The following is a 9,487-nucleotide window of genomic DNA, read 5'->3' as shown; positions in this document are numbered from 1 at the left end:
ACCGGGCAGGACGACATTGATCTCGTACTTTCGACCGGGGCGCGATCTGATCGCGCCCCTGATGACTCTTCCAACGATGACTCTTGCAGCCGCGGCCGTTCTGACGGCGACATTTGCCGCCGCGCAAAATCTCGATGCCGGCAAGTCGCCGCAAAAGCTCTTCGCCGATGCTTGCACGACGTGCCATCGCAGCCCCCGCGGCCTTGCCAAAGGGCGCTTCAACCTGACGCTGTCCTGGTTCCTGAAGGACCATTACGCAACCAGTTCGGATACAGCCAAGGCACTTGCCGCCTATCTGGAATCGGTCGATGCGGCGCCGCCGCGAGTTGCGGCCAAGCCTGGCGCGAAGCGATCCAGGCCGCATCCTCCCAAGCCGTCGCAAAGCCAATAGCGTGAGCCGGCTGCGAGACGGCGTCGCGAAGCTGAAGGCCTTGCCGGCATCAATGCACCGTGGCCGCCGAGAACAGGTTGATGACCACCACTCCGGACACGATCAGCGCGATGCCGACGAAGGCGGCAGCGACATTGCCGGGTCCAACTATCACGCGTCAGTGACGAACCTGCGACACGGCGGAGCGCAGCACGAAACCGCCGCGCGATGGTTCGCGCGGCGGCTCATTGGTGTCGCGCCGATTCGACGTGGCGTTAGTTGATCCGCACGGAGAGTTCGACGTCCTCGGCAAAGGCCGTGGACATGTAGCCGCTTCCGGGGCTGCGCATGCGCGCCAGATAGTCGGGGCTGTCGTCGGCGTTGTCGGCGACGATGATCGCGCCCGGCCGGAGATGGCCTTCGACCAGATCCAGGATATCGGGGTAGAGCGCCTTGGCGCCGTCGAGCAGCACGAGATCGATCGTGTCGGGCAGGTCGACTTGAAGCATCTTCAGCGCGTCGCCTTCGCGGATTTCGACGAGGTCCAGCAGCCCGCCGGCCGCGAGGTTCTCGCGCGCCCGGGCCACCTTGGACGGTTCGAATTCGCTGGTGATGAGGCGGCCGCCGCCATTGTCGCGTAAGCCCGCGGCAAGGTGCAGGGTCGAGATGCCGAACGAGGTGCCGAACTCGACGATCGCTTTGGCGCGGGAGCTGCGTGCGAGCATGTAAAGCAGATGACCGGTCTCGCGGGAGACCGCGAGCGGTGCGTCCTTCAGCCGCCCGTAGAGGTCGCGGTAAGCGGTCTTGCTCCGCATCATCCGTGCGCGGTCGGCGTCGGTCACATCGGCGAAGGCGGCTCGCATCGCGCCGCGCGCCGCTTCGTCCTGGTCGAACAGACGATCGAGCAGTGGCGCAAGTGATGTGATGGTCGGGGTGGTCATGTGTAGTCTCCAGATGTCGCCGTGCTGCGAGTGCTTGCGTGAGAATTGAAATACGACTAATTCGTCGCATTCGCTATTCGCGTTGCCCGAGGGTGCCATGGCAGATCGCCGAAGCCATTCAGTTTCCTCGCGAAAACAGCCACAGCAGGCCCGCTCGAACGAGCTGGTGGCGGCCATTCTGGACGCGGCTGTTCAGGTCTTGGCCAAGGAGGGGGCGCAGCGTTTCACGACGGCGCGAGTGGCCGAGCGGGCCGGGGTGAGCGTCGGGTCGCTCTATCAATATTTTCCGAACAAGGCGTCGATCCTGTTCCGCCTCCAGAGCGACGAGTGGCGGCGCACGAGCGAGCTCCTGCGCGGCATCCTGGCGGACCGGGCGAAACCGCCACTGGTACGGCTGCGCGCGCTCGTCCACGCCTTCATTCGTTCCGAGTGCGAGGAGGCTGCGATCCGCACGGCGCTCAGCGACGCCGCGCCGCTCTATCGCGATGCGCCCGAAGCACACGACGCGCGGGCCGCCGGTAAGGGCATCGTCGCGGCCTTCATGCGGGAGGCCCTGCCCAGGGCGCCGGATGCGACGCGGGCGCTTGCCGGCGAGTTGATCAAGACGACGCTGAGCGAGGTTGGCAAGCAGTTCTCGGAGACACCGCGCAACGAGGCGGAGATCGCGCGTCACGCCGACGCAATGGCCGACATGTTCTGCGCCTATATCGATGAGCTGGCACGACTCCGGGATCATTCCTGACATCCGCGTTTGCGGGCCAATACCCCTTCTGACTTGACTGGATCATGAGTTAGCCTCGGTTTGTCCTTCAGCCAGTCAACGAGCGCCCCGCCATGCATGTCCTCCGCCCCCAATTCCGCATCGAGGAGCAGCAAGCGCTGGAATTCGCAAGCCAGCGCGGCTTCGGCACGATCGTCGCGGCGGATGAGCGCGGTCCACGCGCCTCGCATGTGCCCTTCGTGCTGGAGCAGCGCGACGGGCACACGATCGTGCAAATCCATTTCACCGCCAGGAATCCGCTCGTCCCGCTCGCGGATGGTGCGGGGCGCTTTCTGCTGATCGTTGCCGGCGACGACGCCTACATCTCCAATGACTGGTATTCTTCGCGCGACAACGTCTCGACCTGGCTTTACGAGGCCGTGCACCTGTCGGGCGTAGCGCATCTGCGCGGGCTCGACGAGAACCGCAGGCACGGCGATGCACTACTCGCGGTCTCGGAAGCGCGCTTGCCAAAAAAAACTTGGGACCTCGCACAGATGGAGCCCGGCAAGCGCGAGAGCATGCTGGCTGCGATCCGCGTCGTCGATCTCGTGGTGGATACCGTCGAGGGGCAGGCCAAGCTCAATCAGCACAAGAGCGATGTGGACCACGTCGCGGTCGCCGGCCGGCTTGCGCGGTCGGAGGAGAGCGGGCATCGGCGGCTGGCGCGGAAGATGCAAGCGCTGCGGCCGGGACTTGGATATGAGTTTTCGTGATCCGGGCGACCCTTCTCTCGCTAGACAATTACTCCTACGGACCTCCCTCATGCTCGTCATCTCCATTCAAAGCCAGGTGGTCCACGGCCATGTCGGCAACAGCGCCGCCGCCTATGCGATGCAGGCGGAAGGGGTGAATGTCGCGGCGGTGCCGACAACGCTGCTGTCGAACCATCCGCGCTATCCGACCTTGCGCGGGCGGGTGCTGGAGACAGAGCTCGTTTCAGATCTGCTGAGAGGCGTCGAAGAGCGCGATCTCGTCGACGAGGCTGCGGTCCTCGTTACCGGCTATCTCGGTTCGCCCAGCAATGCCGCTGTCATTGCCGATTTCGTCGAGCGGGCGCTGACCCGCAATTCGAAGCTGGTCTATCTCTGCGACCCCGTGATCGGCGATGACGGCCGGGTTTATGTCGCCGACGGCATCCTGGACGTGGTCCGGCACCGGCTGCTGCCCGCCGCCAATCTGACCACGCCGAACCAGTTCGAGCTCGGGCTGCTCGCAGGCCTCGACATCGCGGATGCGCAGGGCCTGCGCGCGGCGTGCGCGGCGCTGGCCGGGACTGGGCGCATCGACGTGGTCGCCACCGGTTGCACGCTCACTGATACGGCGGAAGGGCAGGTGGAAACGATTCTGTGCGCCGGCGGTCAGTTGTCGCGCTTTGCGACGCCGCGCCTTCCGATCCGCCCCTCAGGCACCGGCGATCTTCTCACCGGCCTGATCGCGGCGCATCTGGCCAAGGGCACAGCGACCGAGGCGGCGGTGCGGCTCGCAGTCGAAACCATCTATGCGGTGCTGGTGCGCACGCAGGAAGCAGGCACCGCGGAGATGCGGCTTGTGCCGTTGCCGACGCCGCGACGATAAGCCGTCAAACTCAGGTCGCGCGCTTCGTGGCTGATTGCGCTGATTTCTGCGGCTTCGCGGGGACCTTCTGCTCGCGCGTCGCCTGTGCCTTCGCCTTCGGCGGCTTTGCGCTTGCCACGGCCCGCGCTTTTCTCGGCTTGACGTTGGCTTCCTTGCGGTCCGACGTGCCTCGGCGCGAGACGTATTCCGTACCATCGACCGGGCCGACATGCGGGGGATCGCGGCCGAGATAGGGGCGGCCGATGCCGAGCGCCTTGCCATTGGCGTCGACCCACTTCCACAGCACCTCGGTCGAGACCCAGCGCTGCGCGCGGTTGTCGCCCTTGGTGCTGACGATGTCGGCCGCCATGCCGTGCCCGTAGCCGCCGCGCGTGCTGCCGCCGTGATAGGAACGGTCGGAGGCGGCCTTCAGGCCACTCGCGATCGACTGGCGATAGTCGTCGCGGAACGCGCTGGTGATGCCCGGCGAAAGCCCGGCAGCCTCAGCCGCGAGCAGTGTGCGAAACAGCTTTTTCTTGAAACTCTTGTCCATGCCGCCGATGACGTAGTCCATCATCGACATGCCGGCGCGGTCGGCCGCCTTCGGATCCTTCCAGCCAAAGTCCTCGTCAACCAGCTTCGTGAAGCTGCGCATCACTGTGACCATCTTGCCCTTGCGCTTGACGGTGACGGCCCGGCGATCTGTGACCTTGATCGAGTCTTCCTTGGCCGTGCGCTGGTAGAGCGCCCAGAGATAGCGGTCGATGCAGGCTTCCATCACGTAGCATTCGTCGAGGACCGCGGTCGTGTCCGCAGACGCCGAGGCCTTGCTCGCCACGGGCGCGGGGCCGGTCGCGATTGTCGCGGGCGACAGCGCCTCCGTCGTCACGATCTCAGTGGGATCGGCGGATGCGAGCTTTACCAAGGGCTCCGGCGCCGGAGCCGGAGCAACCTCGCTGGCGACTGGTGTCGGGTCAGGCGACATCTGCGGCGCGAGCGGCGCTTCGGTCGGCAAGATCAGCACTGGGTCGGCCGAGGCGAGCTTGATGGCCGGAGCTGGCGCCTCGGGCGCTGCCGCTTCAGCATTGACCAATTCTGGTGTCGCAGCGATAGCGGCCGCGATATCGGAGGTCAGGGCGACGCCGTCCTCGATGGCCGCAGCGTGCGGGATGTCGGCGAGGTCAAGTCGGCTGAGATCCTTCGCGCGCGAGACGGCGGAAGCATTGGCGCCGCTGTTCTCGATGAGGGCCGGGGCATAGGCGGACAGAGAGAGCGCCAGCCAGCCGGCGAGAACCGCCGAGGGGCAGGAGACCGCCACCAGAAGAGACCGCCGATCATTCATGATCCCTGCCTCCAAACGGTTCTGTTGAACCTCGTCTTCTCCGAACAGTCTGACCAGACAGTCTTGGCCAAACAGTCTTGCACGAAAAGGCACGCCGCGCGTCGATTGTTCTGGGGAGGGTGTGGCGGCGCAATGGCGCAATTCGGCGAAAGCGGGCTTTTCGAGCAGGTGTTGCGCGGCGGCAACGCGGGTTCCGGTTCCACGGGCGCTTGCTCGCCAGCGTTGTGCAAAATTCGATAAAGGCGAATATTTTGGCGCAGGCCGCGTGGCGGTGTTTCGCAGGCACGTTGGGCAACCTTGTCACGGCTAGCGCGTTAGGCGCGCATGACGCATTCCTCGCTTCGTCCGATGGACGCCTTCGATCCCACCGAGCCCGCCATCCTGCACGACCAACTCTCCGATACGATCATCACCTGGACTGCTGAGCAGGCCGACGATTTCAGGCGTGCCAGCCGGCCGGGCCAAGACGGAACCGTGATCTGGAAAGCCTACGTTTTCGACGGCTGGGGCCACGTGCTCGGCGGCTGACCGCCGCTCATTAGGATGTCATTTCGCGCCGGGGCGGTGATTTTGCCAAGACATCGCGCGCATTAAACATATTGCCATGCACCCGGCGCGTTGTTGCATTGCAACAGCACATGTCGCAATGCAGCAAAATGCGCTTAAATGTGCTCCGAATCTTCCACTGAAGGAGCATCACCCATGAACAAGAAGACTCTGTCAATCGCCGCCGCCATCCTGACGATCGCGGGCAGCACCGCGGCTTTCGCCGCCGAACTGCCGACTTATGAGGCGAACGGCTTTCCGGTCTCCCCGATGCAGGTGCGCGTGCTCGGTGCCGCGCATGTCGAGCAGCAGGCCTCGGCGCCCACCAACGTTGCTTCGGTCCACCAGGCCCGCGTTCTGTCGCCGCGCAAGGTGAAGACCGCTGATGTTACGACGGGTAGCGCCCGCTGATCTGGGGGCGCCACAAGCCAACGTCAAGCCAATGTGATGCAGGCTCGCTTTCTCCGAGTCTGCCCGGACCGCGTTCCCTTTCGGGAGCGCGGTCTTTTTTTGGCGCAGCGAGTCATGATCACGTGCCGGTTGTGTACGGCCGTTCAAAGCGAGTGTGATCTCTTTAATAGTTGCTTTCTGGATCGCGGCGCTTGATGCGGGCGCCGCATATTGAGTAGCCAAGAATCATTTTCATAATGGAGTAGTCGTGCCCGTTGCACAGAAAGCCGTTGTTGCAAGCGTCTCGCCCCGCGCGTTCATTCTCAAGCATCTCGCCTTGTTCGCAGCCGCCGCGCTGTTCGTGTTCGTGCTCAGCCTGACGTATGGGCTCGATCTCAGCCCGGGATTTTTCTGAGCGAAGGCGCGCTGGCGTCTCTCGCTTGCGTGCCAGCCTTGCAGGCACATGGGTTGAGCGACGGCCTCTGTCGGCGTACCGCTTTGTCCCATGGATCAGCGGACGAGCGGCGCTGACGCTCGCATTCGGAAGAACGATCAAGCGCCGGCGCTTGTCGGCGTGCTCTGCGGCCTCGCCGCGGCGCTGTTCTGGGCGCTCGGCTTTGCCGGCACGCGGCATGGCCTCAAGCTCGGCTTCACGCCGGTCGATCTGCTCGTGCATCGCTATGTCTGGTCCGGCATCGCGTTCCTGCCGCTGGTGATACGCGGCGGAATCTCCGATCTCTGCGGCATCGGCTGGGGCAGGGGCCTTGTGCTGATGGTGCTCGGCGGCCCCGTGATGTCGCTGATCTCCTACACTGGCTTTCTGTTCGTGCCGCTCGGCCATGGCAGCGTGATCCAGCCCTCCTGCGCGACGCTCGGCGGCCTGCTGCTCGCGGCCTTGTTCCTGAAAGAGCATGTCTCCTGGTCGCGCATCGCCGGCGCTGTCGTCATCGTCGGCGGGCTCGGCGTGATCGGCGCGGAATCGATCGGTCATATCGGCGTTGACGGCGTGCTCGGCGATCTGACCTTCGTGCTGACCGGGTTGATGTTCGCGGGTTTCGGCGCGCTGGTGCGCCACTGGCGGGTCTCCGCCGTGTCGGCTGCGCTCGTCATCAACGTGCTGTCGCTGCTGTTGCTGCCGATCTACCTCATGACCGGCGGACTCGCGCGGATCGCGGCGATCGGTGTCGGTGAGAACGCCATCCAGGCGCTGGCACAGGGCGTGCTTGCAGGCCCGGCTGCGCTTTATCTGTTCGCCGTCTCGGTCCAACGCCTCGGCGTCGCCCGCGCCGCCGTTGTCCCCGCCTGCGTGCCCGCGCTGACGGTGCTCACCGGTTGGCTCCTGCTCGGCGAGCCGCCGACACTATTGCAGACGGCGGGATTGGTGACGGTGCTGTGCGGATTCTATCTGGCGCAGAGACAGCGATAGATCGCAGCCACCGGACGGCGCTTACCATTCGATGGTGGTAAACTTGACGCCGCGGCAGGTCAGCTCCCGCCCCAGCCGTTCGGCGCGCTCGCTGGCGGATTTGCCCTGGCGAGTCCGGGGCCTCGGCTACGCCTTCCTCACGAACTCCGATTTCAGGTTCATCGCGCCGATGCCGTCGATCTTGCAGGCGATGTTGTGGCCGTCGGTGGCGTCCTGCAGGCGGATGTTGCGGACCTTGGTGCCACCCTTGACCACGGAGGAGGAGCCCTTGACCTTGAGATCCTTCATCACGATGACGCTGTCGCCGTCGGCGAGCGCATTGCCGTTGGCATCGCGCACGCCGGCCTCTTGCGCGGCGTCCGCGACGGCCTCTGCCGTGCCGCTCCATTCATGGCCGCATTCCGGGCAGACCCAGAGGCCGCGATCCTGATAGGCGTGCTCGGAGTTGCAGGTCGGGCATTTCATCGCGTCGGTCATTATTCGCCTCGTCGCCCGTCACGGGCGCGCCGCACGCTGTCCGCCGGATAAAGGTGGATTGGGAGCAAATCCTTTACCATGGCTTTCAGTCCTGGTCGAACCCTTGGAAATTTAGGAGTTCAGGAAAAACTCTGCGGTATCGAGGTCCGGAATTTGCGGCTGCGACGTCGCCGCGCAAGGAGCGTCCCGTCATGAGCGAGCATCGCGCCGCCGTCAGACATCACATTTTGCGGACCGGCATTGTCGAGTTCGACAACGGCACCGGCAAGGTCATCAGCGCGCCCTGCACGATCCGCGATGTCTCCGGCACCGGCGCGCGCCTCGGCCTCAACGCCTCGCTCTGGGTCGCCGAGCAGTTCACGCTGGTCTTCAGCAGCGGACTGCGGAAGGACTGCCGGGTCGCCTGGCGCAAGGGGAGGCTGATCGGCAGCGCGTTCGCGGACGGCTATGCCAGCGCGGACGAGCAGGCCGTGATGATGACCGCGGACGAGCAGTCCCGGCACCGGCTCGGGATCGGTGCGCGCGTGAGAAGCGCGCGCGAGAGGCGCGGCTACACGCAAACGCAGCTCGCAGAGCTGATCGGCGCCACGCCGGTCTTCGTGTCGCTGGCCGAGCAGGGTGAGGCGGACATTCCGCTCTACCAGCTCATGCACATCGCCGATCTCCTGATGGTCGGCCTCGACGGGCTCGTCGCGGGGCCGGCGCCTGAGGATGTCGACGCAGCGTAGGTGGCGAGCCGTCAAAACAAAAACGTCGAAAACAACCCCATGCACAGTAGAAATCTCGAGGGATTTCAGTGTGTTGGAAATCCGAAAACGTTGGTATTGGGCCTCCGCGCCCGGTATCGACTTCGGCGATACCGAATCGAATTTGACTCGTCGGGCAAAACAGGGGCAGTATGGCATGATGGCGCCGCAGGAAGCTGGTGGCTTGCCAGCTGCGGAGCGACATGCCGAAAAAAGCAAAACCAAAAAGAAAACTCAAGACCTACCAGACCTCGCTCGGCTTCTACGACCAGGCGATCGCCGCGCCCTCGATGAAGGCGGCACTGGACGCCTGGGGCGCCAGGTCCAATCTGTTCCATCAGGGCGCCGCGAAGGAGACCGACGACCCCGACATCGTCGCGGCAACGATGGAGAAGCCGGGCGTGGTGCTCCGGCGTCCGGTCGGCTCGGACGGCCCGTTCACCGAGCATTCCGAGTTGCCGACCGATCTCGCTGACGACGAGGCCAAGCCAAAAAAGCCCAAAGCGAAGTCCAAGCCGAGAAAGCTTCCGGCGAAGGCTGCAAAGCAACCATCCCGCAAGGTCGACGATCAACAGGCGCGCAAGGCCGCCGCGGCGTTCGAGAAGGAAGAGCGGCGGCGGGAAGCCGAGCGCCGCAAGGAGGAGGCCGCTCGCGCCAAGGAGCGCGCGCGCCGCGACAAGGCAGTCGCGAACGCGCAGGCGGCGCTGGACGACGCGAGGCGGCAGCACGAATCGCGGGCGGAGGCGATCGAAGCTGAGCGCGCGGCGCTCGAGGAGCGTGCCGAGACGGAGCAGAGCCGGTGGGACAAGCAGAGGATGAAGCTGACGGAGGCGGTGCGGCGCGCGCGGGAGTAGGGGCCGCGGTCGACAGTCTGGATTGCTCCGCTCCGCTCGCAATGACGGCGGGGCGGCCGGCATCGGTCATTCCGGCAA

At 65.1% G+C, this 9,487-nt stretch carries 13 protein-coding genes; 10 read left to right on the top strand and 3 right to left on the bottom strand.

What is annotated here, in order from left to right:
- Nucleotides 1-76 precede the first annotated feature (76 nt).
- Nucleotides 77-391 (top strand): hypothetical protein, encoded by a 315-nt coding sequence (locus IVB50_RS23395; protein ID WP_018454532.1) that lies wholly within the window; start codon nt 77-79, stop codon nt 389-391.
- 254 nt (nt 392-645) lie between these two features.
- On the opposite strand, the gene IVB50_RS23390 is transcribed toward IVB50_RS23395, so the two are convergent.
- Complete coding sequence (locus IVB50_RS23390; RefSeq protein ID WP_018454530.1) at nt 646-1,311, bottom strand: class I SAM-dependent methyltransferase; 666 nt, start codon at nt 1,309-1,311, stop codon at nt 646-648.
- Between the two features lie 97 nt (nt 1,312-1,408).
- Here IVB50_RS23390 and IVB50_RS23385 point away from each other — a divergent pair, with 97 nt between their 5' ends.
- From IVB50_RS23385 to pdxY, 3 genes are all read left to right on the top strand, one after another.
- A complete protein-coding gene (locus IVB50_RS23385; RefSeq protein ID WP_026232754.1) occupies nt 1,409-2,053 on the top strand; it encodes a TetR family transcriptional regulator in 645 nt (214 codons plus the stop codon).
- Between the two features lie 92 nt (nt 2,054-2,145).
- A complete protein-coding gene (locus tag IVB50_RS23380) occupies nt 2,146-2,787 on the top strand; it encodes an FMN-binding negative transcriptional regulator (protein WP_018454528.1) in 642 nt (213 codons plus the stop codon).
- A gap of 49 nt (nt 2,788-2,836) precedes the next feature.
- Complete coding sequence (gene pdxY, locus IVB50_RS23375) at nt 2,837-3,649, top strand: pyridoxal kinase (RefSeq protein ID WP_018454527.1); 813 nt, start codon at nt 2,837-2,839, stop codon at nt 3,647-3,649.
- Nucleotides 3,650-3,659: 10 nt separating this feature from the next.
- Here pdxY and IVB50_RS23370 read toward each other — a convergent pair whose 3' ends face one another.
- The gene (locus IVB50_RS23370; protein ID WP_026232753.1) at nt 3,660-4,970 is read right to left on the bottom strand and encodes a hypothetical protein; all 1,311 of its coding nucleotides are present in this window, start codon (nt 4,968-4,970) and stop codon (nt 3,660-3,662) included.
- 324 nt (nt 4,971-5,294) lie between these two features.
- On the opposite strand from IVB50_RS23370, the gene IVB50_RS23365 reads away from it, so the two are divergent.
- From IVB50_RS23365 to IVB50_RS23350, 4 genes are all read left to right on the top strand, one after another.
- Complete coding sequence (locus IVB50_RS23365) at nt 5,295-5,498, top strand: hypothetical protein (protein WP_247297420.1); 204 nt, start codon at nt 5,295-5,297, stop codon at nt 5,496-5,498.
- 174 nt (nt 5,499-5,672) lie between these two features.
- Nucleotides 5,673-5,927 (top strand): hypothetical protein, encoded by a 255-nt coding sequence (locus tag IVB50_RS23360; RefSeq protein WP_018454524.1) that lies wholly within the window; start codon nt 5,673-5,675, stop codon nt 5,925-5,927.
- A gap of 247 nt (nt 5,928-6,174) precedes the next feature.
- The gene (locus tag IVB50_RS23355; protein ID WP_018454523.1) at nt 6,175-6,321 is read left to right on the top strand and encodes a hypothetical protein; all 147 of its coding nucleotides are present in this window, start codon (nt 6,175-6,177) and stop codon (nt 6,319-6,321) included.
- A 90-nt stretch (nt 6,322-6,411) separates the two neighbouring features.
- Nucleotides 6,412-7,332 (top strand): DMT family transporter, encoded by a 921-nt coding sequence (locus IVB50_RS23350; RefSeq protein WP_018454522.1) that lies wholly within the window; start codon nt 6,412-6,414, stop codon nt 7,330-7,332.
- A gap of 126 nt (nt 7,333-7,458) precedes the next feature.
- Here the strand turns inward: IVB50_RS23350 and IVB50_RS23345 are convergent, their stop codons facing one another.
- Nucleotides 7,459-7,809, bottom strand: a complete 351-nt coding sequence (locus tag IVB50_RS23345) for a zinc ribbon domain-containing protein YjdM (protein ID WP_018454521.1) — start codon at nt 7,807-7,809, stop codon at nt 7,459-7,461.
- 191 nt (nt 7,810-8,000) lie between these two features.
- Between IVB50_RS23345 and IVB50_RS23340 the strand changes: the two genes are divergently transcribed.
- Together IVB50_RS23340 and IVB50_RS23335 are read left to right on the top strand one after the other, a co-directional pair.
- Nucleotides 8,001-8,537: a helix-turn-helix domain-containing protein gene (locus tag IVB50_RS23340; RefSeq protein WP_026232752.1), complete on the top strand. Its 537-nt coding sequence runs from the start codon at nt 8,001-8,003 to the stop codon at nt 8,535-8,537.
- 221 nt (nt 8,538-8,758) lie between these two features.
- A complete protein-coding gene (locus tag IVB50_RS23335; RefSeq protein WP_018454519.1) occupies nt 8,759-9,409 on the top strand; it encodes a hypothetical protein in 651 nt (216 codons plus the stop codon).
- The last annotated feature ends 78 nt before the right edge of the window (nt 9,410-9,487 follow it).

Origin of the sequence: Bradyrhizobium sp. 87 (assembly GCF_023073015.1) — a bacterium.
In the GTDB taxonomy this organism is placed as follows: Bacteria; Pseudomonadota; Alphaproteobacteria; order Rhizobiales; family Xanthobacteraceae; genus Bradyrhizobium; species Bradyrhizobium canariense_D.
The sequence above is the reverse complement of the archived record's forward strand: the minus strand, read 5'-3'. Positions and strand labels throughout refer to the sequence as shown.

Excerpts from the sequence above, each read along its gene's own strand:
- IVB50_RS23385 (WP_026232754.1), top strand. The coding sequence starts at position 1,409 with ATGGCAGATCGCCGAAGCCATTCAGTTTCCTCGCGAAAACAGCCACAG.
- IVB50_RS23365 (WP_247297420.1), top strand. The coding sequence starts at position 5,295 with ATGACGCATTCCTCGCTTCGTCCGATGGACGCCTTCGATCCCACCGAG.
- IVB50_RS23390 (WP_018454530.1), bottom strand. The coding sequence starts at position 1,311 with ATGACCACCCCGACCATCACATCACTTGCGCCACTGCTCGATCGTCTG.
- IVB50_RS23340 (WP_026232752.1), top strand. The coding sequence starts at position 8,001 with ATGAGCGAGCATCGCGCCGCCGTCAGACATCACATTTTGCGGACCGGC.
- IVB50_RS23345 (WP_018454521.1), bottom strand. The coding sequence starts at position 7,809 with ATGACCGACGCGATGAAATGCCCGACCTGCAACTCCGAGCACGCCTAT.
- IVB50_RS23335 (WP_018454519.1), top strand. The coding sequence starts at position 8,759 with ATGCCGAAAAAAGCAAAACCAAAAAGAAAACTCAAGACCTACCAGACC.
- IVB50_RS23370 (WP_026232753.1), bottom strand. The coding sequence starts at position 4,970 with ATGAATGATCGGCGGTCTCTTCTGGTGGCGGTCTCCTGCCCCTCGGCG.
- IVB50_RS23360 (WP_018454524.1), top strand. The coding sequence starts at position 5,673 with ATGAACAAGAAGACTCTGTCAATCGCCGCCGCCATCCTGACGATCGCG.
- IVB50_RS23380 (WP_018454528.1), top strand. The coding sequence starts at position 2,146 with ATGCATGTCCTCCGCCCCCAATTCCGCATCGAGGAGCAGCAAGCGCTG.
- IVB50_RS23395 (WP_018454532.1), top strand. The coding sequence starts at position 77 with ATGACTCTTGCAGCCGCGGCCGTTCTGACGGCGACATTTGCCGCCGCG.
- IVB50_RS23350 (WP_018454522.1), top strand. The coding sequence starts at position 6,412 with ATGGATCAGCGGACGAGCGGCGCTGACGCTCGCATTCGGAAGAACGAT.
- pdxY (WP_018454527.1), top strand. The coding sequence starts at position 2,837 with ATGCTCGTCATCTCCATTCAAAGCCAGGTGGTCCACGGCCATGTCGGC.